Source organism: Cedecea sp. Ae19-4 (assembly GCF_059801165.1).
In genome coordinates this window covers 1,931,467-1,957,773 of the sequence record NZ_JBCHWG010000001.1, presented here as the reverse complement: position 1 = coordinate 1,957,773, position 26,307 = coordinate 1,931,467, and the positions used below count along the sequence as shown (strand labels likewise).

22 protein-coding genes are annotated in these 26,307 nt (G+C 56.0%); 10 read left to right on the top strand and 12 right to left on the bottom strand.

Annotated features, from left to right (window positions below):
- Positions 1 to 6 precede the first annotated feature (6 nt).
- A complete protein-coding gene (ruvB, locus tag AAIE02_RS09255; RefSeq protein WP_008453938.1) occupies positions 7 to 1,017 on the top strand; it encodes a Holliday junction branch migration DNA helicase RuvB in 1,011 nt (336 codons plus the stop codon).
- Positions 1,018 to 1,072: 55 nt separating this feature from the next.
- Here ruvB and znuB read toward each other — a convergent pair whose 3' ends face one another.
- A complete protein-coding gene (gene znuB / locus AAIE02_RS09250) occupies positions 1,073 to 1,858 on the bottom strand; it encodes a zinc ABC transporter permease subunit ZnuB (protein ID WP_008453940.1) in 786 nt (261 codons plus the stop codon).
- Entirely contained in the window at positions 1,858 to 2,610 is a 753-nt protein-coding gene (gene znuC / locus AAIE02_RS09245; RefSeq protein ID WP_008453942.1) for a zinc ABC transporter ATP-binding protein ZnuC, read from the bottom strand. Before znuC ends, znuB begins: the two co-directional genes overlap by 1 nt.
- A 79-nt stretch (positions 2,611 to 2,689) precedes the next feature.
- Here znuC and znuA point away from each other — a divergent pair, with 79 nt between their 5' ends.
- The 3 genes from znuA to lpxM all read left to right on the top strand — a co-directional run bounded on the left by znuA (position 2,690) and on the right by lpxM (position 6,076).
- The gene (znuA, locus tag AAIE02_RS09240) at positions 2,690 to 3,634 is read left to right on the top strand and encodes a zinc ABC transporter substrate-binding protein ZnuA (RefSeq protein WP_498532415.1); all 945 of its coding nucleotides are present in this window, start codon (positions 2,690 to 2,692) and stop codon (positions 3,632 to 3,634) included.
- A gap of 15 nt (positions 3,635 to 3,649) precedes the next feature.
- Positions 3,650 to 4,972 carry a murein DD-endopeptidase MepM gene (gene mepM, locus AAIE02_RS09235; protein WP_498532414.1) on the top strand — a complete coding sequence of 441 codons (1,323 nt, stop codon included), beginning with the start codon at positions 3,650 to 3,652 and terminating at the stop codon, positions 4,970 to 4,972.
- 123 nt (positions 4,973 to 5,095) lie between these two features.
- Positions 5,096 to 6,076, top strand: a complete 981-nt coding sequence (gene lpxM / locus AAIE02_RS09230; protein WP_498532413.1) for a lauroyl-Kdo(2)-lipid IV(A) myristoyltransferase — start codon at positions 5,096 to 5,098, stop codon at positions 6,074 to 6,076.
- Between the two features lie 54 nt (positions 6,077 to 6,130).
- On the opposite strand, the gene msrA is transcribed toward lpxM, so the two are convergent.
- The 8 genes from msrA to AAIE02_RS09190 form a co-directional block, all read right to left on the bottom strand.
- The gene (msrA, locus tag AAIE02_RS09225) at positions 6,131 to 6,850 is read right to left on the bottom strand and encodes a peptide-methionine (S)-S-oxide reductase MsrA (RefSeq protein WP_008453950.1); all 720 of its coding nucleotides are present in this window, start codon (positions 6,848 to 6,850) and stop codon (positions 6,131 to 6,133) included.
- A gap of 15 nt (positions 6,851 to 6,865) precedes the next feature.
- The gene (locus AAIE02_RS09220) at positions 6,866 to 8,626 is read right to left on the bottom strand and encodes a cytochrome c biogenesis protein DipZ (protein ID WP_498532412.1); all 1,761 of its coding nucleotides are present in this window, start codon (positions 8,624 to 8,626) and stop codon (positions 6,866 to 6,868) included.
- Between the two features lie 188 nt (positions 8,627 to 8,814).
- Entirely contained in the window at positions 8,815 to 9,810 is a 996-nt protein-coding gene (locus AAIE02_RS09215; protein ID WP_336708213.1) for a FecCD family ABC transporter permease, read from the bottom strand.
- Positions 9,811 to 9,814: 4 nt separating this feature from the next.
- On the bottom strand, positions 9,815 to 10,570 hold the full coding sequence (locus tag AAIE02_RS09210) for a class I SAM-dependent methyltransferase (RefSeq protein WP_498532411.1): 756 nt from the start codon (positions 10,568 to 10,570) through the stop codon (positions 9,815 to 9,817).
- Entirely contained in the window at positions 10,563 to 11,507 is a 945-nt protein-coding gene (locus AAIE02_RS09205) for an ABC transporter substrate-binding protein (RefSeq protein WP_498532410.1), read from the bottom strand. Before AAIE02_RS09205 ends, AAIE02_RS09210 begins: the two co-directional genes overlap by 8 nt.
- A 26-nt stretch (positions 11,508 to 11,533) precedes the next feature.
- A complete protein-coding gene (locus AAIE02_RS09200) occupies positions 11,534 to 13,636 on the bottom strand; it encodes a TonB-dependent siderophore receptor (protein WP_498532409.1) in 2,103 nt (700 codons plus the stop codon).
- Positions 13,637 to 13,855: 219 nt separating this feature from the next.
- Positions 13,856 to 15,298, bottom strand: a complete 1,443-nt coding sequence (gene pyk, locus AAIE02_RS09195; RefSeq protein ID WP_008453961.1) for a pyruvate kinase — start codon at positions 15,296 to 15,298, stop codon at positions 13,856 to 13,858.
- A 127-nt stretch (positions 15,299 to 15,425) separates the two neighbouring features.
- Positions 15,426 to 16,295, bottom strand: a complete 870-nt coding sequence (locus AAIE02_RS09190; RefSeq protein ID WP_336982391.1) for a MurR/RpiR family transcriptional regulator — start codon at positions 16,293 to 16,295, stop codon at positions 15,426 to 15,428.
- Positions 16,296 to 16,671: 376 nt separating this feature from the next.
- Between AAIE02_RS09190 and zwf the strand changes: the two genes are divergently transcribed.
- From zwf to kdgA, 3 genes are all read left to right on the top strand, one after another.
- Positions 16,672 to 18,147: a glucose-6-phosphate dehydrogenase gene (gene zwf / locus AAIE02_RS09185; protein ID WP_498532408.1), complete on the top strand. Its 1,476-nt coding sequence runs from the start codon at positions 16,672 to 16,674 to the stop codon at positions 18,145 to 18,147.
- 266 nt (positions 18,148 to 18,413) lie between these two features.
- Positions 18,414 to 20,225 carry a phosphogluconate dehydratase gene (edd, locus tag AAIE02_RS09180; protein ID WP_008453966.1) on the top strand — a complete coding sequence of 604 codons (1,812 nt, stop codon included), beginning with the start codon at positions 18,414 to 18,416 and terminating at the stop codon, positions 20,223 to 20,225.
- Between the two features lie 52 nt (positions 20,226 to 20,277).
- Complete coding sequence (gene kdgA, locus AAIE02_RS09175) at positions 20,278 to 20,919, top strand: bifunctional 4-hydroxy-2-oxoglutarate aldolase/2-dehydro-3-deoxy-phosphogluconate aldolase (protein WP_498532407.1); 642 nt, start codon at positions 20,278 to 20,280, stop codon at positions 20,917 to 20,919.
- Positions 20,920 to 20,984: 65 nt separating this feature from the next.
- Here the strand turns inward: kdgA and purT are convergent, their stop codons facing one another.
- Positions 20,985 to 22,163: a formate-dependent phosphoribosylglycinamide formyltransferase gene (gene purT, locus AAIE02_RS09170; RefSeq protein WP_498532406.1), complete on the bottom strand. Its 1,179-nt coding sequence runs from the start codon at positions 22,161 to 22,163 to the stop codon at positions 20,985 to 20,987.
- A gap of 136 nt (positions 22,164 to 22,299) precedes the next feature.
- Between purT and AAIE02_RS09165 the strand changes: the two genes are divergently transcribed.
- The 3 genes from AAIE02_RS09165 (at position 22,300) to ptrB (ending at position 25,630) form a co-directional block, all read left to right on the top strand.
- Positions 22,300 to 22,650, top strand: coding sequence for a YebG family protein (locus AAIE02_RS09165; protein WP_498532405.1), 351 nt, complete (start codon positions 22,300 to 22,302; stop codon positions 22,648 to 22,650).
- A 123-nt stretch (positions 22,651 to 22,773) separates the two neighbouring features.
- Positions 22,774 to 23,448 carry a tellurite resistance TerB family protein gene (locus AAIE02_RS09160; protein WP_008453974.1) on the top strand — a complete coding sequence of 225 codons (675 nt, stop codon included), beginning with the start codon at positions 22,774 to 22,776 and terminating at the stop codon, positions 23,446 to 23,448.
- A gap of 124 nt (positions 23,449 to 23,572) precedes the next feature.
- The gene (gene ptrB / locus AAIE02_RS09155; protein WP_498532684.1) at positions 23,573 to 25,630 is read left to right on the top strand and encodes an oligopeptidase B; all 2,058 of its coding nucleotides are present in this window, start codon (positions 23,573 to 23,575) and stop codon (positions 25,628 to 25,630) included.
- Here the strand turns inward: ptrB and exoX are convergent.
- Positions 25,627 to 26,298 (bottom strand): exodeoxyribonuclease X, encoded by a 672-nt coding sequence (gene exoX / locus AAIE02_RS09150; RefSeq protein ID WP_166991849.1) that lies wholly within the window; start codon positions 26,296 to 26,298, stop codon positions 25,627 to 25,629. The two genes, ptrB and exoX, sit on opposite strands and share 4 nt — an antisense overlap.
- Between the last annotated feature and the right edge of the window lie 9 nt (positions 26,299 to 26,307).

The following is a 26,307-nucleotide window of genomic DNA, read 5'->3' as shown; positions in this document are numbered from 1 at the left end:
TAGAGGATGATTGAAGCAGACCGCCTGGTATCCCCAGGAAATATCACCCAGGACGAGTTAATCGATCGTGCCATTCGCCCGAAGCTGCTCGAAGAGTATGTCGGGCAGCCGCACGTGCGCTCGCAGATGGAAATCTTCATTCAGGCGGCCAAGCTGCGCGGCGATGCGCTCGATCATCTGCTGATTTTTGGCCCACCGGGGCTGGGGAAAACCACCCTGGCTAACATCGTGGCCAACGAGATGGGCGTGAATTTGCGAACCACCTCCGGCCCGGTGCTGGAGAAAGCTGGCGATCTGGCGGCAATGCTAACCAATCTTGAGCCTCACGACGTACTGTTTATCGATGAGATCCACCGCCTTTCTCCGGTGGTGGAAGAGGTGCTGTATCCGGCGATGGAAGACTATCAGCTGGATATCATGATTGGCGAAGGCCCGGCTGCACGTTCGATTAAAATCGATCTCCCTCCGTTCACCCTGATTGGCGCGACCACCCGCGCGGGCTCCCTGACTTCGCCCTTGCGCGACCGTTTCGGGATTGTGCAGCGGCTGGAGTTTTATCAGGTGGCCGACCTGCAGCATATTGTCGGGCGCAGCGCCAGCGTGCTTGGGCTGGAGATGAGCGATGATGGTGCTCTGGAAGTTGCCCGCCGCGCTCGCGGTACGCCGCGTATTGCCAACCGCTTACTTCGCCGCGTTCGCGACTTTGCTGAAGTAAAGCATGACGGGGCGATTACTGCCGAAGTAGCAGCGCAGGCGCTGGACATGCTGAATGTGGATAGCGAAGGGTTTGATTACATGGACCGCAAGCTGTTGCTGGCGGTGATCGACAAGTTCCTCGGTGGCCCGGTTGGGCTGGATAACCTTGCCGCCGCTATCGGCGAAGAGCGAGAAACCATTGAGGACGTGCTGGAGCCGTTCCTGATTCAGCAGGGCTTTCTGCAGCGAACGCCGCGCGGGCGTATTGCCACGCCGCGGGCCTGGACGCACTTTGGGATTGTGCCTCCGGCTCAGCCGTGAATATTCCGCAATAAAAAAGGCGCCTCAGGGCGCCTTTTTCGTGTCTACGTGAGGTTTAAGCCGGCTGCTTTTTAGCCATGCTAAGAATAAACAGCGCGGCTGCGGCCAGCACTACGGATGGACCTGCCGGAGTATCGTAAAGTGCCGAGAAAGCCAGCCCGCCGGTGACGGCAATCATACCAATGAGAACCGCAAAGCCCGCCATTTGTTCCGGCGTTCGGGCGAAGCGTCGTGCGGTTGCGGCCGGTATAATCAGCAGTGAGGTAATGATGAGCGCCCCGACGAATTTCATTGCAACACCGATGGTGAGGGCGGTCACCAGCATCAACAGCATTTTCACTCGCTGAAGATTGACGCCGTCCACGTGGGCAAGGTCCGGGCTGATGGTCATCGCCAGCAGGCTACGCCACTGCCAGGCCAGTACGCCAAGCACCACGGCCACGCCAGCGGCAATGGAGATAATGTCCGACGGCGTGACTGACAGTAAATCGCCGAAAAGGTAAGCCATGAGATCGACGCGGACGTTAGACATCAGGCTGACCACCACCAGACCGAGCGACAGGGCGCTGTGCGCCATAATACCCAGCAGAGTATCAATGGCGAGGTGAGGGCGTTTCTCCAGCCAGACCAGGCCAATAGCAAGTAACAACGTCACTGCGATAACGGCATAAAATGGGTTCACATTGAGCAGCAGACCAAACGCGACGCCCAGCAATGAGGCGTGAGCCAGCGTATCGCCAAAATAAGACATCCGACGCCAGACCACAAAAGAGCCCAGCGGCCCTGCCGCACAGGCGAGCAAAATCCCGGCCAGCCAGCCGGGCAACAACAATTCAAGCATTACTGTCCATTCCCTCTGCGCAGAACGATGCGACCCTGCAGATCGTGACGGTGGTTATGATGGTGGCGATAAATGCCCAGTTGTTCGGCACCGATGGGCCCAAACATCGAGATAAACTCAGGATGGGTGGAGACGACTTCTGGCGTACCGGAGCAGCAAATATGGTGGTTCAGGCACAGCACCTCATCGGTTTTGGCCATGACGAGGTGCAGGTCATGAGAAACCATCAGCACCGCGCAGTTCAGCTCATGGCGAAGCTGGTCAATCAGATTATAAAGCGCGAGCTGGCCGTTGACGTCCACGCCCTGGGTGGGTTCATCCAGTACCAGCAGGTGAGGCTCATTCAACAACGCTCGCGCCAGCAGAACGCGTTGGTTTTCACCGCCAGAGAGCTTCTGCATTGGCGCATCTATCAAATGAGCAGCCTGCACGCGTTTAAGTGCCGGGAGAATGTCGGCTTTTTTCACTCCCGGACGCAGGCGCAGGAAACGACTAACCGTGAGCGGCAGCGTGGCGTCCAAATGAAGTTTTTGCGGCACGTAGCCAATGCGCAGATGCTGGTCGCGCTTGATGACACCCTGATCGGGTGTGACCAGCCCAAGCACGACACGCACTAAGGTGGATTTACCGGCACCGTTAGGCCCCAGCAACGTAAGAATACGGCCGGGCTTTAGCGCAAGTGAGATATCAGCCAGCACGCGTCGCTGGCCAAAAGAGACCGAGATATTTTCCAGTTCAACCAAATTTGTCATGACAATTTCAGGGGTTGCATAAGTTATCGGATGTTATAATATCACAATTATTCTGATTTTCACGATGATAAGTTGCATTATGTTACATAAAAAGACACTTCTTTTCGCTGCATTTTCCGCTGCCCTCTGGGGCTCTGCCGTCACCAACACTAACGCCGCTGTTGTGGCGTCCATCAAGCCTCTGGGCTTTATCGCTTCAGCCATTGCCGACGGGGTGACAGGCACAGAAGTATTACTGCCTGATGGCGCCTCTGAGCACGACTATGCACTTCGTCCGTCCGATGTAAAACGCTTACAGGGCGCGGACTTAGTTGTATGGGTTGGGCCAGAAATGGAAGCTTTCATGCAGAAGTCTGTGCGCCAGATCCCCGAGCAAAAACAGCTTGAGCTGGCGGCGCTTGCCGGCGTGAAACCGCTGCTCATGAAAGGCGGTGACGACGACGATCATGAGCACGGCGATGAACATGGCCATGGCGCAAAGAGTGACGCAGATCACCATCACGGTGAATACAACTTGCACATTTGGCTCTCCCCAGAAGTAGCGCGGCTGTCGGCGGTTGCAATCCACGATAAATTAGTGGAACTTATGCCCGAAAATCGAGCCAAACTTGACGCCAACCTGAAAGATTTCGAGTCAGGCTTAGCCGACGCCGATAAACAGGTGGGTTCCGTGCTGGCACCGCTGAAAGGAAAAGGGTATTTCGTTTTTCATGACGCCTATGGCTACTTTGAAAAACAGTACGGTTTAACGCCGCTTGGCCACTTTACCGTTAACCCTGAAATACAGCCTGGTGCGCAGCGTTTACATGAAATCAGAACACAGTTGGTTGAGCATAAAGCGGTTTGCGTTTTTGCTGAGCCACAATTCAGGCCAGCGGTAATTAACGCCGTTGCCAGAGGCACTAACGTTCGCTCCGGCACCTTAGATCCTCTGGGAATTGAAGTCGCATTGGGTAAAAACAGCTATATGCAGTTTATGACCGGACTTGCGAACCAGTATGCGAGCTGCCTGAAAGGAGATTAACGAGGAAGTGAATACGTGCAACAGATAGCCCGCTCTGTCGCCATGGCATTTGACAATTTATCACGGCCCCATCGCGTTATGCTGGGGTCGCTTACGGTTCTCACTCTGGCGGTCGCGGTATGGCGACCGTCAATTTACCATCCGCAGTCCAGTCCGATAATCAAGACCATCGAACTTCAAAAAAGCGAAATACATTCGCTGCTGCCGGAAGCCAGCGAACCCCTCGACCAGTCCCCGGACGCCGAAGATGACAACCTGCCTCAGGATGAGCTGGATGATAAAACCTCCGGCGAAGCGGGCGTTCATGAATATGTCGTCTCCACAGGCGATACGCTAAGCAGCATTCTGAATCAGTACGGCATCGATATGGGCGACATCAGCCAGCTCGCTTCCGCTGATAAAGACCTGCGAAACATGAAAATTGGTCAGCAGCTTTCCTGGACGCTTAACGCAGACGGCGATTTGCAGCGTCTGACCTGGGAAATGTCGCGCCGCGAAACGCGCACTTACGATCGCACTGATAACGGTTTCAAAATGAGCAGCGAAACCCAGCAGGGCGATTGGGTTAACAGCGTGCTGAAGGGCACGGTGGGGGCAAGTTTTGTTTCCAGCGCACGTGATGCCGGTTTGACTAGCGCAGAAATCAGTTCTGTTATCAAAGCCATGCAGTGGCAGATGGACTTCCGCAAGCTGAAGAAGGGCGATGAATTCTCCGTGTTGATGTCCCGCGAAATGCTGGACGGCAAGCGTGAGCAGAGCCAACTGGTCGGCGTGCGCCTACGCAGCGACGGAAAAGATTACTACGCCATTCGCGCGGAAGACGGCAAGTTTTACGACCGTAACGGGTCGGGCCTGGCCAAAGGCTTTATGCGTTTCCCAACCGTGAAGCAGTTCCGCGTTTCCTCTAACTTCAACCCTCGTCGTCTTAACCCGGTGACCGGCCGCGTCGCGCCGCACAAAGGCGTTGATTTTGCGATGCCACAGGGGACACCTGTACTGGCTGTCGGGGATGGTGAAGTGGTAATGGCGAAGCGCAGCGGGGCCGCAGGTTACTTTGTGGCTATCCGCCATGGCCGGACTTATACCACCCGTTACATGCACCTTAAGAAGCTGCTGGTGAAACCTGGCCAGAAAGTGAAGCGCGGTGACCGTATTGCACTGTCTGGCAATACCGGGCGTTCTACCGGCCCGCATCTGCATTACGAAGTGTGGATCAACCAGCAGGCGGTTAACCCGCTGACGGCCAAGCTGCCGCGTTCTGAGGGCCTGACCGGCTCCGATCGCAGTGATTACCTGGCGCAGGTTAAAGACGTACTGCCGCAGCTGCGTATCGACTGATTTTTCCCTTCGACGAAAAGCCGGTTCTTGTAACCGGCTTTTTCTTTTGTCTGCTGGCCGCAGCCCCGCTAAAATAACGATAAATTTGTCTCGCCAGACTGCTGGCGAACTACTGAGAGCCGCATGGAAAAAGCAAAAAAAAACCACAGTGAGTTTATCCCTGAATTTCAAAAAGCCTTTTTGCACCCGCGTTACTGGGGCGCATGGCTTGGCGTTGGCGCTTTTGTCGGGCTGGCGCTTCTTCCTCCGGGACTCCGGGATCCTTTGCTGGGGAAAATTGGGCGCTTAGCGGGGCGCCTGGGCAAAAGCGCCAGACGCCGGGCGCAAATTAACCTGCTTTACTGCTTCCCGGATTTACCGGAAGCCGAGCGTGAATCAATCATCGATCGCATGTTCGCCACGGCGCCGCAGGCGATGGTGCTAATGGCGGAATTGGGGCTGCGTGACCCGAAAAAGGTCATGGCTCGAGTGGACTGGCACGGCAAAGAGATAGTGGACGAGATCCGGGCGAAAGGGGAGAACGTGATTTTCCTCGTGCCGCACGGCTGGGCCGTCGATATTCCGGCTATGCTGATGGCCTCTGAAGGCCAGAAAATGGCGGCGATGTTCCACAACCAGGGCAACCAGCTGTTTGACTATGTCTGGAATACGGTGCGCCGTCGCTTTGGCGGCCGGATGCATGCCCGCAACGACGGGATCAAACCGTTTATCAGCTCCGTTCGCCAGGGCTATTGGGGTTACTATCTTCCCGATCAGGATCATGGCCCAGAACACAGCGAATTTGTCGATTTCTTTGCGACCTACAAAGCAACTCTCCCGGCCATTGGGCGCCTGATGAAAGTGTGCCGTGCCCGCGTGATCCCGCTGTTCCCGGTTTATAACAGCGACACTCACCGGCTGGATATTTTTATCCGCCCGCCGATGGATGATCTGCTCGAGGCCGATGACCATACCATCGCCCGCCGGATGAACGAAGAGGTGGAATTGCTGGTGGGCCCGCATCCGGAGCAATATACCTGGATCCTCAAGCTCCTGAAGACCCGTAAAGAGGGCGAGATAGAGCCTTACTGCCGGGATGAGCTGTACCCGAAAAAGAACAAATAGCGCATATTGCGTAATGGAAAACCGCGCCACTGTCATTCACGGGCGCGGTTTTTTTCACCCTTTCACCAGCACCGGATCGTTGTTCCACAGCGCCGGGAAGAGCTGTTTAAGCTGTTCGACTTTCGGGATGTCGTTGATCGCGATGTAAGGGTAGCTTGGGTTGTCGTGCAGGAAATTCTGGTGATATTTCTCTGCCGGGTAGAACTGCGCATGTTCTTCAATCGTGGTGACCAGCGGCGCACTAAACCTATGGCTGGCGTTAAGCTGCGTGATATACGCTTTGGCCACCTTCGCCTGTGATTCGCTGAGCGGAAAAACGGTAGAACGGTATTGCGTTCCGTAATCCGGCCCCTGGCGGTTTAACTCCGTGGGGTTGTGCGCGACGGAAAAGAAGACCTGTAATAGCTGACCATAGGTCACTTTGGCTGGATCAAAGATAACCTGCACGGATTCGGCGTGCCCGGTCATCCCCATGCTGACCGTCTCATAATTCGCCGTCCGTGCTTTACCGCCCGTATAGCCAGATATTGCGCTAGTCACGCCTTTAACATGCTGAAAGACGCCCTGAACGCCCCAGAAACACCCCCCGGCAAAGACGGCGGTTTCAAGATGTTGGCCCGTGGGAGACTCATCCTGCAGTGGTGCAGGGATCGCCACCGCACGTTCGGGTTCGGACCAGGCCGTATTCTGAAAGACAAGTGCAGCAACGATAAGTGCAGGCGCGCTGAACAACGCTACCCGGCGTTTGGTGGATGAAAAGAGTGTCGGTTTCATCGTAATGCTCCCCGGTTAACCGAACGTGAAGGCATAGGCGTTCACGCCCGGATCTTCAAATTCAATACTGAACGTGTGTTCGCCGCTGCCGCTCGACTGGCGAATCAGCTGGTAAAGGCGCTGTTCCGTCACCGTGCCGCTGCCGTCCGGGGCAACATCTGAACCGTGAACGCTGCCGGGCGCCTGGTCGTCGATTGTGACTTTAAAACGCACCGCCTTGCCTGCTGTGCCAGGGCCGAGAACGAGGTGCAGATCGCGAGCATGAAACTGGTAAACAATGCGGCCATTCGGGCGATTAAGCGTGATGTTCTCCCCGCCGATGGTCCAGTTACCTTCGAGTCCCCAGCTGCCCAGCGGCAGTGCGGAAGGCTTCTTGTAGTCTGCCGGTTTATCTCCGGTGACTTCGCCAGAGGCAAAGTTCTGCGCCCGCATATAGCCGAGGTAGGTTTCTGGAGAGATGTCATTCTGGCCGCTGGCCGCCTGCTCTACGCCGCTGGCAGAAACGGTGCTGATGCCGCTGTTAACATTTTTAGCGCCTGCCTGGCGCAGCAGCTCCTGAATAACGCGTTCAGATTGCACATAGTCGCCTTCGCCAAAGTGCTCGTAGCGAATATGGCCGCTGGCATCAATAAAGTAGTGTGCTGGCCAGTACTGGTTATTGAACGCCCGCCAGATACTGTAATCGTTATCAATGGCGATGGGATAAGTGACGCCCAGTTTCTTCGCTTCTTTGGTCACGTTATTGACGTCACGCTCAAAAGCGAACTCCGGCGCGTGGACGCCAATCACCACCAGGCCCTGGTCGCGGTATTTTTCGGCCCAGGCTTTCACATACGGTAAAGAGCGCAGGCAGTTAATGCAGGAGTAAGTCCAGAAATCGACGAGGACGACTTTGCCTTTCAGCGATTCAGCAGTCAGTGGTGGAGAGTTTAGCCACTGCGTCGCACCGCTCAACGAAGGCATCACGCCAGCATCGGTCAACGTTGGAATGGTGTCGTCATCTGACGTTTTCACCACGGAGGCTGGCGTGGGGGCATTGGCCGTGGTGCTGTCCGGGGAGAGGCGTTTCACCAGCGCTTGTTCGATGCCGCCGGTTGACGCTGTAGAAAGTCGGGCCAGGACGCCGGTATCTAAGCCAAAAGAAATGGCGACGACGCCCAGTAACATCCCTGCGCCCAGAATTCGACGGATCCATTCCCCTACGCCCAGAGAGCGTTTCATGGCGCTGAATACTTTGCCACCGATCAAAAGCGCCAGCGCCAGCGAGGTGGCCGCACCTGCGGCATAAGACAACAGCAACAGCGTAGAGCCTACATTTGCCCCCTGCAGGGCCGCACCGGTCAGCACCAGTCCCAGAATGGGACCTGCGCAAGGAGCCCAAAGCAGCCCGGTTGCAATACCTAGTAAAAATGAAGCGCCTGGACCCGCTGGGTGGCCCGGAGCCACGCGGTTAGACAGCGAGTTACCCGCGTTAACCAGAGGGTGCATGACGCGCTCAGCCAGGCGAGGGAATAGCAGCGTGATACCAAACACTGCCATCAACACTAATGCCACGCCGCGGCCATATTGGTTGGCCGCGACGACCCAGCCACCGCCGACGGCTGCCAGAGTTGCGAATAACGTGAACGTTATCGCCATGCCCGCCAGAAGCGGCAGCCCTGTGCGGACAAACGGCTGGTCGGATCGTGCAAAAACAAACGGCAGTACCGGCAGGATACAAGGGCTGGCGATGGTTAACAGGCCGCCCAGATAAGCAAGAATAATGACCAGCATCATGATGTTCCTGTATCAGAGTGAGAACGGAGAGCCGGGCGGAAAGACGGGGCTCCTCATGTATTTATGCCTGCACTTTATAAAAAGAATACTTACTAAATCCTCCTCAAGAGTTAACAATTTCGTGATAACTCTCGAGGCGGCGGGAGGGCAAGAGCCTGTTCGTGCGAAACGGCCTGGGGGCGGAGGGGTCAGGGTTGTGGGCGGTGGCGCAGGGCGAGAAGAAACACCGGCACGCCGATCAGCGCCGTGATGACGCCGGGAGGCAGCTCCCGCGGAGCAAATAGCGTGCGCGCAAGCGTGTCGGAAGCCAGCGTCAGCAGCGCGCCGAAGAACACGCTGGCGGGTAAAACCCACTGGTGGCGATGGCCGAACATCAGCTTTGCCAGGTGTGGAACGGTCAGACCGACAAAGCCGATCGCCCCACAAAAGGCGACCATCGTGGCGGTTAATATCGTCATGGAGAGGTAGAGCCACATTTGCAGCGCGGCTACGTTAACGCCCAGCCCCTGAGCGGCAACATTACCCAGCGCCATGACGTTTAGCGTCGGGGATAGCGCCAGACAAAATGTGCCGATAACAAACAGCGCGCCGCTGCAAATCGCGACCTGCTGCCAGGTGGCCTGACCAAACGCGCCAAGCAGCCAGAAGGTAAAGCCACGTGAGGTGGTGGCGTCCGTTTGCCAGAAAACAATCAGCGAGGTGAAGGCGCTCAGTAACTGCCCCACGGCCACGCCAGATAGCATAAATCGCGCTGGCTGCGTCACGGCCCGGCCAGCCATTAGCACAACCAGAGCGAATGCGGTCAGCGCCCCGATAAACGCGCCGGAGGGCATGGCTATGAGCAGCGGCTGGACGCCGAGCGCAATAATGAGCACGGCGCCCAGACCGGCGCCGGAAGAGATGCCGAGCAGCCACGGGTCAGCCAGCGAGTTACGGGTTAATGTCTGTAGCACGGCGCCAGCCAGCGCCAGCCCACCGCCGCAGGCCATCGCCAGCAGCGCCCTGGGCAGTCGCAGCGACCAGACGACTTTCTGATACAGGGCCAGAACGGGATCCTCTGCGGGACGCGGATTCAGGAGCTGAATCACTTCGCTTAAGGATAATGTGACTGCCCCGTAGCGCAGGCTATAAATCAATCCCAGCAAAGTGACGATGGCACACAGCAGCAGGCGCAGCGGCTTCACGCACTTATTTCCAGCCGGCAATCAGGTAATCGTCCATAAGCTGCCACAGCGTGCCTGTTTCGCTGAAACCAGCCTGACTCAGGCTTGCCAGCTGAAAGGCCACCGTTGTCGGCGGGGGAACCGGGCGCCCCGCGAACACCGCTTCCCGGGCCGGAATCAGCCTGGCGATGTCCTCTATCTCTTTAGCGAGGGTAAACCACGCCTCCCAGTCCACGGCACCGTGAGCCCAGGCCCGCTGCTGAGTTTGGGCATCGTGGCGCTCGCTGATCGCTTTCTTGTGGAGGTCCGCGGGGTTAAAACGCTGGTGATCGGCATTCAGGAACACGCCGTTATCGGCCAGCATTCTATGAATTTCACCGTGCAGAGCATGCTGTCTGTCGGGCATTAACCAGTGTAACGCGGTGCTTGAAACAATCGCTTCCGGGCGAGCCCCGACCATTTTTTGCTGCCAGTCAGGCGTGGCCAAATCGGCCGAAAGAATACGCACCCGATCGCCGAAAGGAAGCAGCGTTTCACGGGCGATGGCCAGCATGACCGGATCAACATCCACCGCGGTAACGTGCACAGCAGGGAACCGTTGCAGGATGCGCCTCGTGAGGGAACCCGGCCCACACCCGAGTTCGAGCAGTGAAAAGGCATCGTCAAACTGCAGGGCGAGTATGTCCATCAGGGCGTCGAAGCGCGCTTCCCGGCTGGCGATATAAGCGCTTTGTTGCCGATCCCAGAGCGTGACAAGAGTGTTCCATGTGATGTCAGTCATGTTTTTCCTTGGTAGAAAGTGAGGCAATGAGCCGGTTTAGCGCGTCCAGCGAGCGGATCGAGGGATCCATGTCATAGCCGGACAGGATGATGAATTTCTTTTCCTTCACGGCGCGCAGCCCGGCGGTGAGAGGGAAATGCTCGACAAAGGCTATTTTATCTTTGGCACTATCCCCGGGGCCGCCCCGGGGCAGATCGGCGAGCACCAAAATGTCCGGATCGCGACGGGCTATCTCTTCCCAGGCAACGTTTGGCCACAGCGCAGAGAGATCGGAGAAAATATTTTGACTGCCGCTGGCCATGCTCAGCATATTCGGCGCGCCGCAGCACCCGGCCACGTAGGGTGAATCCGTGCCGGAATACCACCAGAGGAGACGAGCCGGGGGCAATGTGCCCGCACGCTGGCGCAGGGCTGCCAGGTACTTTCGGTTTTGGTCTACAAGCGTCTTGCCCTGTTTTTCCCGGCGTAAAATTTGCGCTAAATCCTCAATTTCCTGAAACAGCGCATCAAAGCTGATATTTCGCCCTGGGGTACTTTGCTGACCTCCGCAGGCGCCTGATGAAAGCCAAGTCGATATCCCCCACGATGTCATTTGGTCGCGGGTCGCTCCTTCAGGTGACCAGAACCAGTACCAGCTTGAGGAGTAGACCATGTCAGGATGCAGCATCAGCAGCGCCTCAGCAGAAATGAGCCCCTTCTTTGCCACGATCGGCAGTGAAAGAGCGTTGCCGTCAGCCAGGTGCTGAGGGTCGTGGGCTGGATCGTAGCCCACGATGCCGACAATCTTTTCCTGCGCCCCTAGCGCCAGAAGATTTTCCAGCGCCGGATTGCCGTAAACCACGATACGCGTCGGTACGGCAGCAAAGCGCTGTGGTTCAGCACAATTAGGGAGGGTAATAGCCCGTAGAGCTGAGGGAAACAGAAGTCCCGCTGCCACAAGAATTAAAGCCGCTGGTACGGTCCTCAGAACCATACCGTCACCCAACCTTCCCAGGTGCGTGACGGCGCGATCAGCGCCTGGCCGTCGTAAGTCCGCTGCCAGGTATAAAACGTGTCGGTCAGGTTGCGCACCCGCGTACCCACGGTCACTTTAGGCGTCAGCCGGTATTCTGCGGCCAGATCCAGGGTAATGTAATCGTCCATCGGTCGGGTATTGCGATTGTCATTGAAGCTGCTGCCAACATAGCGCAGGTCACTCCGCAAGCTGAGAGGAGCTATGGGGTGCCAGGTAAGTGCGAGATTGCCGGTCCAGGTCGGGACATAAGCCGGTTGATTCCCGTCCAGATTTTCAGGCGGGTTACCCGCGCTAAAACGGTCAAATCTTGCGTGAGTCCAGGCCAGATTTCCCGCCATCTCCCAGCGCTCGTTGGGCTGAATAGTCGTGGAAAACTCAATTCCCCGAGATGTCTGCTGCCCCACGGCGGTAAGCTCCCCCGGCGTGATAGCTGAAGGAGTGAAGAGGTTATTTTTACGTAGCTGGTAGAGAGCAAGCCGGGTGGCCACTTTGTTATCCCAGAACTGGCTCTTGATCCCTGTTTCCCACTGCTGTGACTGCGTCAGCGGCAGATGAGTCTGGTCGGCGCTTAAGAAAAAGATGTCGCCTCCAGCCTCTTTGCCGTTGGCATAGCTGACGTATAGCGTGGTGTTGTCGGTGATATCCCAGTTCAGGCCGAGACCTGAATTCAGGAAGCTGTAGGTCTGACTTTCACTGCGCGCCGGCGTGTAGTAGCGCCAGTCCATATCCAGCTTCGTAAAGCGCAGCTGGCTTAGCAGGCTGAGGCTGCGGGTCAACTGCAGGCTGTCTTCGAGAAAAGCCGCAGACTGGCGTTGAGTGACCCGACTCCAGGGCGTGCGGGTAACGCCGGTTTCGGCACTGAAAGGCTCACGCGGCGGATTAAATATGGGCACATCTTGCGAGCCTGGGAAGCCGTTTTTTTGATAATCAAAGCGGCTGGTTTGCAGCTCGATCCCGGCCACCAGGCGGTTATCCAACCCCAGCAGAGGACCGTCCAGGGACAGACTCGACCTGTTAGCCAGCAGGGTATTCTTATGGCTCAGATCGCCCCAGGAGTCGCGATTCACTAAGTCCGGAGCTGCTGCGCTGTAGCGATAGCGTTCCACGTTGTGCCAGGCGCGGTAGCCGGTGTAATACCAGGTATGGTTGTTGAAGCTCAGCCCCGGAGCGAGAGTGCTGTCCAGTACGGCCTGCAAGGCCGTTGCGTGGCTGGCAATCGTGGCGTCGGTCAGATTATTGTAGTTCAGGCCGCGCAGTGACTTCAGTGCTTTGCCCTCAATCAATGGGGTCCCGAAGTAAGGATTGTTGCTCCGGTTGTTCATCCGGTCGCCGTAGAGCGTCAGGGTGGTGTCGTCGGTCAGGCGGAAGAGCAGCGAGCCGCTGACCCTCGACTGTCGATTGCGCTCATGCTGGACCTGACTGTTACCGCCGCTGCCTGAAGCATCCAGCCGCCAGGCTATTTTGTCCTGCAACAGCGTTCCTCCCGCTCCGCCCTGCAATGCCTGGGTGCTGTAGCTGCCGAACTGATAGTTGAGCATCGCCGGTGTGTCCACGAAGCTGGGCTGACGTGACACAAGATTGACGCTGCCGGCGGTAGCGCTCAAACCGTTCAGGGTGGAACCGGGGCCGTGCAAAATATCCACCTGGCCGTAGTGTGCCGGGTTGCCCAACTGGAGCGTGCTGCCTGGCATTTCCATCCCGTCCAATAGCCAGCTAACCGGCATAAAGCCGCGCAGTGAGAAGCTATTGGAGAGCGTAGGGGAAGCGACACCGGACATGCCGGTTGCATGGCTGACGGTTTCGGCCAGCGTGCGGTCGCCGCGGACGCGGATCTCTTTTTGTGAAAAGGTTTCCACATAGCGGGGGATTTCTTTATTCGTCAGGCCCAGGCGTGACGCCGTGCCGGCTGCGGGCTGAAGTTCTGCGGGCGTTCGGCTTTCTACGGTGATGTTTTCTTCACACTCAGCGGGAGGGCAGCTGGCGGCCAAAAGCGGAGAAGAAAAAAACGTCAATGCGACGCAGGCATACGGGAAGGGGCGTTTGATTTTCATTGTGTATGTATCGACTCAGAATGAACGTGCCTGTTCAGAAAGTGGCGCCGTAAGACTCTACCTTGCCATCAATTGTTACGTTATAACATATCATTTCACAATGATGTGGAAATTAAAACGCTGTATTGCGTGTGGGTTTACGGCCAGGGAAGCGGGGCAGATAATAAAAAAGCCGCGAACGTGTGTCGCGGCTCTGTCGGGCTTTATCGCGGGCGAGAATTACTCAACGCAGAGGATACGCGTGGTGTTGGTGGTGCCAATGGTGCTCATCACGTCGCCCTGGGTCACGATGACCAGGTCGCCAGAAATCAGGTAGCCTTTATCCCGGAGGAGGTTTACCGCATCGTTAGCGGCGGCGACGCCTTCGCTTGCGCTGTCAAAGTAAACCGGGGTCACGCCGCGATAGAGTGACGTGAGGTTCAGCGTACGCTCATGGCGAGAGAGCGCAAAAATAGGCAAGCCGGAGCTGATACGGGACGTCATCAGCGCGGTACGCCCGGACTCGGTCATCGAAATGATGGCGGTAACCCCTTTGAGGTGGTTAGCGGCATACATCGCGGACATCGCAATGGCTTCTTCCACGTTATCGAACTGCACGTCGAGACGGTGCTTGGAGACGTTAATGCTTGGGATTTTCTCTGCACCCAGGCAAACCCGCGCCATTGCCGCTACGGTTTCAGCAGGATACTGGCCTGCCGCCGTTTCTGCCGACAGCATCACCGCATCGGTGCCGTCGAGTACGGCGTTTGCCACGTCCATGACTTCCGCACGGGTTGGCATTGGGTTGGTGATCATCGACTCCATCATCTGGGTGGCGGTGATCACGGCACGATTCAGCTTACGTGCACGACGAATCAGGGTTTTCTGGATGCCAACCAGCTCCGGGTCGCCGATTTCTACGCCCAGGTCACCGCGGGCTACCATCACCACGTCAGAGGCGAGAATAATGTCGTCCATTGCGGCTTCGTCGCAAACCGCTTCCGCGCGTTCTACTTTCGCCACAATTTTCGCATCGCAGCCCGCATCACGCGCCAGACGACGGGCATAGTTCAAATCTTCGCCGCAGCGTGGGAAGGAGACGGCCAGGTAATCAACGCCAATTTTTGCCGCGGTAACAATGTCGGCTTTGTCTTTGTCAGTCAGCGCTTCTGCAGACAGCCCCCCGCCCAGCTTGTTGATCCCTTTGTTGTTAGACAGCGGGCCGCCTACGGTCACTTCGGTAAACACTTTCAGGCCCTGGACTTCCAGCACTTTGAGCTGCACGCGGCCATCGTCGAGCAGAAGGATGTCGCCTGGGACAACGTCGGCCGGGAGGCCTTTATAGTCGATGCCCACTTTCTCTTTGTCGCCTTCGCCTTTGCCGAGGTTGGCATCCAGCAGGAATTTGTCGCCCAGGTTAAGGAATACTTTGCCTTCTTTGAAGGTAGATACGCGAATTTTAGGGCCTTGCAAATCGCCGAGGATCGCCACGTGGCGCCCCAGTTTTGCGGCAATTTCACGCACTTTATCTGCACGCAGCTGATGGTCTTCAGCTGAGCCGTGGGAGAAGTTCATTCGCACCACGTTAGCGCCGGCGGCAATAATTTTTTCTAAATTATTATCGCGGTCGGTTGCCGGGCCTAAGGTGGTAACGATTTTGGTTCTACGTAGCCGTCTGGACATGTATTACTCCGTTGACTGAAACAACTTGGTGTTGCGTGAACAAAAACTCGGTAGGTCAGGGTGTGCTGTGAACACCCATGACAACGTAACCGAACAGCCTAATAAGTTACAACTTTGTTATCAAAAATTAACGTTCATCGCCTGAGAGAAGACGTTCTTTATCAAAGCGCGATTCTTTGAGCGCTTCCTTGACTCGCTTCAAGTTATCCCTGAATTTTGCCCCTCGACGCAAAGTAAAGCCCGTCGCCAGCACATCAATGACGGTCAACTGCGCCAGACGAGACACCATCGGCATATAAATATCAGTATCTTCTGGCACATCCAGCAGCAGGGAAAGCGTCGCCTCACGGGCAAGCGGGCTGCCTTCCGATGTGATGGCGAGCACAATGGCATCGTTTTCACGGGCTAACTGCGCCAGCTCAACCAGATTTTTAGTCCGGCCGGTGTGAGAGATAAGCACCACCACGTCCTGCTCGGTACAATTCATACAGCTCATACGTTGCATAACAACGTCATCTGAGTAAATCACCGGGACATTAAAGCGGAAAAACTTGTTGGTAGCGTCGTGCGCGACGGCGGCGGACGATCCGAGTCCAAAAAAGGCAATTTTCTTTGCCTGGGTAAGCAAATCCACGGCCCGGTTCACCGCAGACATATCCAGCGACTGACGAACCCGGTCAAGGCCCGCCATAGCGGATTCAAAAATCTTGCCGGTATAGGACTCGACGCTATCATCTTCATCAACATTCCGGTTTACATACGGCGTACCATTCGCCAGACTCTGAGCTAAATGCAGTTTAAAATCCGGGAAGCCCTTGGTTTCAAGGCGACGGCAAAAGCGGTTCACGGTGGGCTCGCTGACGTCCGCGCTGCGGGCAAGCGTCGCGATGCTGGAGTGAATAGCGTCCTGAGGCGCAGCAAGAATCACTTCTGCGACTTTGCGTTCCGATTTGCTAAGGTGTTCCAGCTGTGACTGGATTTTTTCCAGCATATTCATAAAGGCGGGCACTCATGGGTTTTAGCGATTTCAGCAACAGAAGAAATCGTGGGCCGATTTAGCAAGAATATACTCTTGCTAAAATGTGATAGGGCGAGTCGCCCAGGTAATGTTGTTGTTTTTTTTCATTACATGATCGGTGTCTAACTTTGGCAACGGTTACATCGCACAATAAAACGCCAGTAAATGACGCTTTAGTGCGGCATTGTGGGAAAAGTTAGCAATTGAGGCGGTCAAACCGGGGTTAACGGTTGTCCTCGATTCAGCAAAAGCAGTACATTGCAGCGTAATAAAATTACAAGACGTGCCTGGCTTAATGCTATCCGGGCCCCAAAGGGCCGGTAAAAGCCGGGATATCCGAAACGAGGAGACAAACATGGCGGTAACGCAAACAGCCCAGGCGTGCGACCTGGTCATTTTCGGTGCAAAAGGCGACCTGGCGCGCCGGAAACTGTTGCCATCCCTGTATCAGCTGGAAAAAGCAGGTCAAATCCATCCGGAGACCCGTATTCTGGGTGTTGGCCGCGCAGAGTGGGATAAAGAGGCATACACCAAAGTTGTCCGCGAAGCCCTCGAAACCTTCATGAAAGAGAAGATTGACGAGAGCCTCTGGGACAAACTGAGCGGTCGTCTGGATTTCTGTAACCTGGACGTCAACGACACCTCTGCTTTTACCAAGCTGGGGAAAATGCTCGACCAGCAGAATCGCGTCACCATCAACTATTTCGCTATGCCGCCAAGCACCTTTGGCGCTATCTGCAAAGGGTTAGGTAAAGCGAAGCTTAACGCCAAGCCTGCTCGCGTCGTCATGGAAAAACCGCTGGGGACTTCCCTCGAAACTTCCCAGCAGATCAACGATCAGGTGGGCGAGTTCTTTGAAGAGTGCCAGGTTTACCGCATCGACCACTATCTGGGTAAAGAAACCGTTCTTAACCTGCTGGCACTGCGTTTTGCTAACTCCCTGTTCGCTAACAACTGGGACAACCGCACTATCGATCACGTAGAAATCACCGTGGCCGAAGAAGTGGGTATTGAAGGCCGCTGGGGTTACTTCGATCAGGCCGGGCAGATGCGCGACATGATCCAAAACCACCTGCTGCAGATCCTGTGCATGATTGCCATGTCTCCCCCGTATGATTTGACTGCGGACCATATTCGCGATGAGAAAGTGAAGGTTCTGCAGTCGCTGCGCCGCATTGACCGCACCAACGTGCGTGATAAAACCGTGCGCGGTCAGTACACCGCAGGCTTTGCGCAGGGCAAGAAAGTGCCTGGTTACCTGGAAGAAGAGGGCGCGAACAAATCCAGCGCCACCGAAACCTTCGTGGCTATTCGCGTAGATATCGATAACTGGCGTTGGGCCGGCGTGCCGTTCTACCTGCGTACCGGTAAACGTCTGCCAACCAAATGTTCTGAAGTCGTGGTTTACTTCAAAAACCCTGCGCTGAATCTGTTTAAAGATTCCTGGCAGGAATTGCCGCAGAACAAGCTGACTATCCGTCTGCAGCCGGATGAAGGCGTGGATATTCAGATCCTGAACAAAGTCCCGGGCCTGGAGCACAAGCATAACCTGCAAACCACCAAGCTGGATCTGAGCTACTCCGAGACCTTCAATGAATCTCACCTGGCAGATGCCTATGAACGTCTGCTGCTGGAAACCATGCGGGGCATTCAGGCGCTGTTTGTTCGTCGTGATGAAGTGGAAGAGGCGTGGAAATGGGTCGACTCCATTACCGAAGCCTGGGCTGCGGATAACGATGCGCCGAAACCTTATCAGGCCGGTACCTGGGGGCCGGTGGCTTCCGTGGCGATGATTACCCGTGACGGCCACTCCTGGAACGAGTTTGAGTAACAGGCCGTGAACATGGCCGGTAAAAAGTCACTAACAAAGGGACCTTATTTTACCGGTAACATGATCTAACACAGAAGTGGCATAGTTTTTTATGAATAATAGCCCCGCGTGGATTCACCCGCGGGGCTTTTTTATTTACACTAGCTGAAGCGTTTTTGCTCCCGGCATCAAGTCTGATGGGCTACGATGGGCAACAAAGTTACTTTCATCAGCTCTGAACATGACGGTATCAATGCGGGAGAACAGCCACTTTCTGAGGAACTTCTATGCATCCAAATTTGTTACGGGTAACATCACGTATTATCGAACGCTCCCGCCCAACGCGCGAAGCCTACCTGGCACGCATTGAGAAAGCCCGGAGCAACACGGTTCACCGCTCGGAACTTGCCTGCGGTAACCTCGCGCATGGTTTCGCTGCCTGCCAGCCGGACGATAAGGCGGCGCTGAAAAGCATGCTGCGTAACAATATTGCGATCATCACGTCCTACAACGACATGCTCTCCGCCCATCAGCCGTATGAACATTATCCTGAGCAAATCCGTAAGGCGCTGCATTCCGTGGGCGCGGTGGGGCAGGTTGCAGGCGGTGTCCCGGCGATGTGCGACGGGGTGACTCAGGGCCAGGATGGTATGGAGCTTTCGCTGCTGAGCCGGGAAGTGATTGCCATGTCTACCGCCGTTGGCCTTTCCCATAACATGTTTGACGGGGCGCTCTATCTTGGCGTGTGCGACAAAATCGTGCCGGGGCTGACGATGGCCGCGCTGTCGTTTGGGCATCTCCCTGCAGTCTTTGTGCCATCAGGTCCGATGGCCAGCGGCTTGCCGAACAAAGAAAAAGTCCGCATTCGCCAGCTTTATGCGGAAGGTAAAGTTGACCGCCTCGCGCTGCTGGAAGCGGAAGCTGCCTCTTATCACGCGCCGGGGACCTGTACTTTCTACGGCACGGCGAATACCAACCAGATGGTGGTTGAGTTTATGGGCATGCAGTTGCCGGGGTCGTCGTTTGTTCAGCCTGATGCAGAGTTGCGTCACGCGCTGACGGACGCAGCGGCGCGCCAGGTCACTCGCCTGACCGGCAACGGCAACGAATGGATGCCTCTCGGGAAAATGATTGATGAGAAAGTGGTGGTGAACGGCATTGTTGCACTGCTGGCTACCGGCGGCTCGACGAACCACACCATGCATCTTGTTGCGATGGCTCGCGCGGCCGGGATCATTATTAACTGGGACGACTTCTCCGAGATCTCCGAAATTGTGCCGCTGCTGGCGCGCCTCTACCCGAATGGCCCTGCCGACATTAACCACTTCCAGGCGGCGGGCGGTGTGCCGGTGCTGCTGCGTGAGCTGCTGAAAGGTGGCCTGCTGCACGAAGACGTTAACACCGTGGCCGGTTTTGGCCTGCATCACTACACCATGGAGCCGTGGCTCGACAACGGTCAGCTTGCCTGGCGTGAAGGCGCGAGCCAGCCGTTGGATAGCGACGTTATTGCCACGATGGAAAAACCATTCTCCCGCCACGGCGGAACCAAAGTGCTGAGCGGGAATCTGGGCCGGGCGGTGATGAAAACCTCAGCGGTGCCGGTAGAAAATCAGGTGATTGAAGCCCCTGCGGTTATTTTTGAAAGTCAGCATGACGTATTGCCTGCTTTTGAAGCCGGCAAACTGGACCGCGATTGCGTTGTCGTCGTCCGCCATCAGGGGCCAAAAGCGAACGGCATGCCAGAATTGCATAAACTTATGCCGCCGCTTGGAGTATTATTGGACCGCTGTTTCAAAATTGCTCTGGTGACAGATGGAAGACTGTCCGGTGCCTCAGGGAAGGTGCCTTCCGCAATCCATGTTACCCCGGAAGCGTATGACGGCGGGCTGCTGGCGAAGGTGCAGGATGGCGACATTATTCGCGTCAACGGCCAAACGGGCGAGCTAACGTTGCTGGTCGATGAAGCCGTACTTGCGGCGCGCACTGCTTATCACCCGGATCTCAGCGCCGAGCGCGTAGGGACTGGTCGGGAGCTATTCGGCGCATTGCGCGAACAGCTTTCTGGCGCTGAACAAGGCGCAACCTGCATTAAATTTTAAGCCCGAGGCAGTAATGCCCGGAACAGATTAAAAGTGGCTAAGAGGCGCTCAGATGAAAAATTGGAAAACTACAGCAGAACAGATCCTGAAAACCGGTCCGGTTGTGCCGGTTATTGTCGTTAACAAGCTGGAGCATGCGGTGCCAATGGCGAAAGCGCTGGTGGCCGGTGGCGTCCGCGTGCTGGAAGTCACGCTGCGTACAGCTTGTGCGATCGATGCCATTCGTGCGATTGCGAAAGAAGTGCCTGAAGCTATTATCGGCGCGGGTACCGTGCTGAACCCACAGCAGCTTGCGGAAGTGACCGAAGCTGGCGCGCAGTTTGCCATCAGCCCGGGTCTGACCGAGCCGCTGCTGAAAGCCGCGACCGAAGGCACCATTCCGTTGATCCCAGGCATCAGCACCGTGTCAGAACTGATGCTGGGGATGGACTATGGCCTGAAAGAGTTCAAATTCTTCCCGGCTGAAGCCAACGGTGGCACTAAAGCGCTACAGGCCATTGCCGGGCCGTTCTCTCAGGTGCGTTTCTGTCCAACCGGGGGGATCTCTCCGGCTAACTACCGCGATTACCTGGCGCTTAAAAGCGTGCTGTGCATCGGTGGTTCCTGGCTGGTTCCGGCCGATGCGCTGGAAGCGGGCGACTACGACCGAATCACTCAGCTTGCCCGTGAAGCGGTGGAAGGCGCCAAGCAGTAAGCCATAAAAAAGCCCGCAGTATGCGGGCCCACTGACTCAATCGCCCTAATTTGAGGGCGATTTTTTTATCCTTCAACTTTTACCTGAGCGGCTGACGTCACGGCCCTTGTCACTGCCTCATCGACACTGTTACCGGTTGCCAGCGCCACGCCCATGCGGCGTTTACCTGCGATCTCCGGCTTACCGAAAAGACGAACCTGTAAACCGCCGCCCAGCGCTGCCCCCACGTTACTAAATTTAACGTTATCGCTTTGCAACTCAGGCAGGATCACCGCCGATGCGGCAGGGCCATACTGACGAATTTCGCCGACAGGCAGGCCGAGGAAGGCGCGAACGTGCAGCGCAAACTCAGACAGATCCTGTGAAATCAACGTCACCATGCCAGTGTCGTGCGGGCGAGGGGAGACTTCACTGAAAATCACCTCATCGCCGCAGACAAACAGCTCCACGCCGAACAGGCCATGGCCGCCCAGAGCGGTAACCACTTTTTCAGCAATCTCTTTCGATTTTGCCAGCGCGATGTCGCTCATCTGCTGTGGCTGCCAGGATTCACGGTAGTCGCCCTCTTCCTGACGGTGCCCGATAGGCGCGCAGAAATGCACGCCGTCAACGGCGCTGATGGTCAGCAGGGTGATTTCAAAATCAAAATTGACCACGCCTTCAACGATAACGCGGCCTTTACCGGCCCGCCCACCTAGCTGGGCGTATTCCCAGGCTTTTGCCAGTTGGTCGGCTGTGCGGATAAAGCTCTGGCCTTTGCCGGAGGAACTCATTACCGGTTTCACAATGCACGGCAAACCAATCTCATGCACGGCCTGCTGGAAGGCTTCTTCGCTGTCGGCGAAGCGATAGCTGGAAGTGGGCAACTGAAGTTCTTCTGCGGCCAGGCGGCGGATCCCTTCGCGGTTCATGGTGAGTTTGGTGGCGCGGGCGCACGGCACCACTCGCTGACCCTGGGCTTCAAGCTCCAGCAGGGCATCGGTGGCAATGGCTTCAATTTCAGGAACGATAAAATCGGGCATTTCGGCGGCGACAAGCGTTTTTAGCGCCGCGGCATCCAGCATGTTAATGACGTGGCTGCGGTGTGCGACGTGCATTGCCGGCGCATTTGCGTAGCGATCGACGGCGATAACTTCTACCCCGAGGCGCTGGCATTCAATGGCCACTTCTTTACCCAATTCACCGGAACCCAGCAGCATAACTCGCGTAGCTGCCGGGCGCAGAGCGGTTCCCAACGTTGACATGTGATTTAGCCTTAACAAAGAAAAAGACCGCTGTAGTATAAACGAAAACGTTTGCGTTGGCAGCGGCTTTCCGGCTTGTGTGGTAAAATGAATGACGATATACTGTATAAATAAACAGGTAAAACGGAGCTGCAAAATGGCGGTCGAGATTAAATATGTTGTAGTGAGAGAGGGACAAGAAAAAATGGCCTTTGCCAGTAAAAAGGATGCTGACGCTTACGACAAAATGCTGGATCTGGCTGAAGTCCTCGGCGACTGGCTGCAGCAAAGCCCGATTGCGCTGAATGAAGGGCAGAGTGACACCCTGGCGATGTGGATGGCGGAAAACAAGGATCTGCTGGCGGGCGTATTGAAAAACGGCAAGCTGCCAGAGCCTGAATTAAGTCAGTTTGAGCCAGACGCGGAGTCCTCAGCGCTTGAACAATCGCCAGCGGCTGAAGACAACGTCAGCGAACACCCTGGACGTAAACGCACCAAAGCCGCGTAATACGGTTCTGCTGTAAGCGCCGGGTAGCCGGCGCGATTCTTTTCCCATCTTTAGTGCTGTCCGACGTTTCTTGACGTCCTGTGGCCTACTCTCGACGAGTTAAGTCAACAGAGGATCTCCGTCATGAATAACTGGTTACAGCAGCTTCAGTCGCTCCTGGGGCAATCTACTTCTCCTCAATCTTCACAGCCTGCAGCCGGAAATAGCTCTGAAGGGATCGGTAAACTTCTGGTGCCGGGGGCGCTGGGTGGATTAGCCGGGTTACTGCTGGCGAGTAAATCTTCCCGCAAACTGTTAACAAAATACGGCACCAGTGCGCTTCTGGTCGGCGGCGGCGCCGTGGCCGGAAGCGTGTTATGGAACAAATACAAGGAGCGGGTTCGCCAGAGCCAGCCCGTTTCCACAGGCTGGAGTGAGCCGCACTCGTCGGTTGATGTTCGTACCGAAAGATTAATTACCGCGCTGGTTTTTGCGGCGAAAAGCGACGGCCATATCGATGCAAAAGAGCGTCAGTTTATTGAGCAACAGCTGCGTGAAGTCGGTATCGACGGGGAAGGTAAAGCGCTCGTCGAACGGGCTATCGACAGGCCGTTAGATCCTCACCAGCTTGCACAAGGTGTGAGAAATGAGGAGGAAGCGCTGGAGCTTTATTACCTTAGCTGCACGGCTATCGATATCGATCACTTTATGGAACGTAGCTACCTGAGCGCTCTGGGCGATGCGCTAAACATACCGCCGGATGTCCGCTCCGGTATTGAGCAAGATATTCAGCAGCAAAAACAACCGCTCGCGGTGTAATCCTCCTGCAACCAGCCTGTGCCGGGTTTCTCCCGGCATTTTCTTTTAATCCTTCATGTTCCGCTTGCAAGCCCGGCTGAATTTGCCACCCTTACGGGGTGTTAAACGGAAAATGATGAAAGTGATGCCGCCAAAAGCCAAAAAAATACCTCACGCTATGACGCTGCATGGCGATACCCGCACGGATAACTATTACTGGCTGCGGGATGATGACCGCGCCGATCCCGAGGTGCTGAAATACCTTGAGCAGGAAAATGATTACGGGAAAAGGATCATGGAGAGCCAGCGCGCGCTGCAGGATCAGTTGCTCAAAGAGATGATCGCTCGCGTTCCTCCTCGCGATGTTTCCGCCCCGTATGTGAAGAACGGCTATCGCTACCGCCAGGTGTATGACAAAGGGAATGAGTACGCGATTTATCAGCGGCAATCTGCGGTCAGAGAAGAGTGGGGCGAGTGGGACGTTTTGCTGGATGCCAACCAGCGTGCCGCCCATAGCGAGTTCTACACCATGGGTGGATTGGCCATTACGCCGGACAATGCCGTGATGGCCCTGGCAGAGGACTATCTCTCCCGCCGTCAGTTCGGCATCCGTCTGCGCAATTTGAAAACCGGAAACTGGTATCCGGAGTTGCTGGAGAACGTCTCGACCGGTTTTGTTTGGGCAAATGACTCCGTCACGCTTTACTACGTGCGCAAGCATCCCAAAACCTTACTGCCTTATCAGGTCTGGCGGCACACGCTGGGCCACCCGGTGGCCGATGACCAACTGGTGTATGAAGAAAAAGATGACGCTTTTTACGTCAGCGTGCATAAAACAACCTCCCGGCATTTTGTTGTCATTCATCTTGCCAGCGCGACGACGAGTGAGGCTTTGTTACTGGATGCCGAACTGGCAGACGCCGAGCCGCAAGTTTTTGCCCCGCGCCGGAAAGATCATGAGTACACGGTCGATCACTACCAGCATGGGTTCTACATTCGTTCCAACAAAGACGGTAAAAATTTCGGACTCTACCGCAGCGCCGTGCGGGACGAAAAACAGTGGGAAACGCTGATTGCCGCGCGGGAACAGGTCATGCTTGAAGACTTTACGCTGTTCCGCGACTGGCTGGTGGTTGCCGAGCGCCAGCAGGGATTGACCAGCCTGCGCCAGATTAATCGCCATACGCGTGAGTCCACGGGCATCGCTTTTGACGATCCGGCCTATGTCACCTGGCTCGGCTATAATCCTGAGCCTGAGACCTCCCACCTGCGCTACGGTTACTCATCAATGACAACGCCGGACACCCTATTCGAGCTGGATATGGACAGCGGTGAGCGACGGGTTATCAAGCAAACCCAGGTTGCCGGTTTTGACGCTAGCCATTACCGCAGCGAGCATCTGTGGGTGACGGCGCGGGATGGCGTTCTGGTACCGGTCTCACTGGTTTATCACCGGAAACACTTCCGCCGGGGCAAAAGCCCGCTGCTGGTCTATGGCTATGGATCTTACGGCAGCAGTATGGATGCTGACTTTAGCAGCAGCCGTTTGAGTCTGCTGGACAGGGGGTTTGTCTTCGCCATCGCCCATGTCCGCGGCGGCGGTGAACTGGGCCAGCAATGGTATGAAGACGGTAAATACCTGAAAAAGATGAATACCTTTAACGACTATCTGGACGTGTGCGACGAGCTGCTCAGGCAGGGATATGGCGATCCTAAACTGCTTTATGGGATGGGCGGCAGCGCGGGCGGAATGCTGATGGGGGCAGCTATCAACCTGCGCCCTGAATTATTCCATGGCGTGGTGGCTCAGGTGCCGTTTGTCGACGTTGTAACGACGATGCTGGACGAGTCGATTCCGCTTACCACCGGGGAATTTGAAGAGTGGGGTAACCCCCAGGATGAAGAATATTACCGCTATATGAAGCAATACAGCCCTTACGACCAGGTTCGTGAGCAGGCTTATCCCCATCTGTTAGTGACCACCGGGCTGCATGATTCGCAGGTGCAGTATTGGGAGCCGGCTAAGTGGGTTGCCAAATTACGTGACTATAAGCGGGATGAAACCTTGCTGCTGCTTTGTACCGACATGGATTCCGGGCACGGCGGCAAGTCGGGGCGCTTCAAATCTTACGAAGGCGTGGCACTGGAGTTTGCTTTCCTGATTGCCCTGGCGCAGGGAACGCTGCCAGGGCGCGTGCATTAATCGGCCGCGCTGGCGGCCAGGTAATGTTTTAGCGTCATGCGGAGATCCGGCGTTAGCTCCTTGATGTTGTTGAGCATCCAGCGAAGATAACCCGGGTCGTCTTCGGCTATTTCGGCAATGCGTTTGCCCCGGTATTTGCCAAACATCATGGTGGTTACCAGCGCCGGGCGCCCGGTAATCGTGACCATATCTTCTGCGTTCCAGCCGGACACGTCCATAATTCTCAGCAGCAGGGCGGCGGTGATATAACAGTCAAACAGGGCGCGGTGATGATGCAGCCCGGCAGGTGTATCCACATGCAACTTTAGCGATTTGTACAAGCCCATGTTGCTGTATTTGATGCCCGGCCACAGGCGACGCGCCAGCTTCACCGTGCAAATCCAGTCGCCCTGCATTTCCGGCAGCATGCGGCTGTCGAAACTGGCGTTGTGCGCCACGTAATAGGGGCTTCCGATATAGCGGGGGATGACGTCTTCAATCCAGGGTTTATCGGCCACCATCTCTTCGGTAATTTTATGGATGGCCATTGCCTGGTGGCTTATTGGTCGGTCAGGACGGACAAGATCGCTCATCGGGTTTACAATCTTGCCGTCGATGATATCGACCGACGCAACTTCCACTACGCCTCCCTGTAATCCGCAGGTTTCCGTATCAATAATGCGCAGCATCGCAGTCTC

What these genes read in the sequence shown, in the direction of transcription:
- AAIE02_RS09220 (WP_498532412.1), bottom strand. Translation starts at nt 8,626, where the DNA reads ATGATGCTGGTCATTATTCTTGCTTATCTGGGCGGCCTGTTAACCATC.
- edd (WP_008453966.1), top strand. Translation starts at nt 18,414, where the DNA reads ATGCATCCAAATTTGTTACGGGTAACATCACGTATTATCGAACGCTCC.
- kdgA (WP_498532407.1), top strand. Translation starts at nt 20,278, where the DNA reads ATGAAAAATTGGAAAACTACAGCAGAACAGATCCTGAAAACCGGTCCG.
- msrA (WP_008453950.1), bottom strand. Translation starts at nt 6,850, where the DNA reads ATGAAACCGACACTCTTTTCATCCACCAAACGCCGGGTAGCGTTGTTC.
- purT (WP_498532406.1), bottom strand. Translation starts at nt 22,163, where the DNA reads ATGTCAACGTTGGGAACCGCTCTGCGCCCGGCAGCTACGCGAGTTATG.
- AAIE02_RS09200 (WP_498532409.1), bottom strand. Translation starts at nt 13,636, where the DNA reads ATGAAAATCAAACGCCCCTTCCCGTATGCCTGCGTCGCATTGACGTTT.
- AAIE02_RS09210 (WP_498532411.1), bottom strand. Translation starts at nt 10,570, where the DNA reads ATGACTGACATCACATGGAACACTCTTGTCACGCTCTGGGATCGGCAA.
- znuA (WP_498532415.1), top strand. Translation starts at nt 2,690, where the DNA reads ATGTTACATAAAAAGACACTTCTTTTCGCTGCATTTTCCGCTGCCCTC.
- pyk (WP_008453961.1), bottom strand. Translation starts at nt 15,298, where the DNA reads ATGTCCAGACGGCTACGTAGAACCAAAATCGTTACCACCTTAGGCCCG.
- lpxM (WP_498532413.1), top strand. Translation starts at nt 5,096, where the DNA reads ATGGAAAAAGCAAAAAAAAACCACAGTGAGTTTATCCCTGAATTTCAA.
- ptrB (WP_498532684.1), top strand. Translation starts at nt 23,573, where the DNA reads ATGCCGCCAAAAGCCAAAAAAATACCTCACGCTATGACGCTGCATGGC.
- zwf (WP_498532408.1), top strand. Translation starts at nt 16,672, where the DNA reads ATGGCGGTAACGCAAACAGCCCAGGCGTGCGACCTGGTCATTTTCGGT.
- AAIE02_RS09160 (WP_008453974.1), top strand. Translation starts at nt 22,774, where the DNA reads ATGAATAACTGGTTACAGCAGCTTCAGTCGCTCCTGGGGCAATCTACT.
- AAIE02_RS09165 (WP_498532405.1), top strand. Translation starts at nt 22,300, where the DNA reads ATGGCGGTCGAGATTAAATATGTTGTAGTGAGAGAGGGACAAGAAAAA.
- znuB (WP_008453940.1), bottom strand. Translation starts at nt 1,858, where the DNA reads ATGCTTGAATTGTTGTTGCCCGGCTGGCTGGCCGGGATTTTGCTCGCC.
- exoX (WP_166991849.1), bottom strand. Translation starts at nt 26,298, where the DNA reads ATGCTGCGCATTATTGATACGGAAACCTGCGGATTACAGGGAGGCGTA.
- ruvB (WP_008453938.1), top strand. Translation starts at nt 7, where the DNA reads ATGATTGAAGCAGACCGCCTGGTATCCCCAGGAAATATCACCCAGGAC.
- AAIE02_RS09190 (WP_336982391.1), bottom strand. Translation starts at nt 16,295, where the DNA reads ATGAATATGCTGGAAAAAATCCAGTCACAGCTGGAACACCTTAGCAAA.
- znuC (WP_008453942.1), bottom strand. Translation starts at nt 2,610, where the DNA reads ATGACAAATTTGGTTGAACTGGAAAATATCTCGGTCTCTTTTGGCCAG.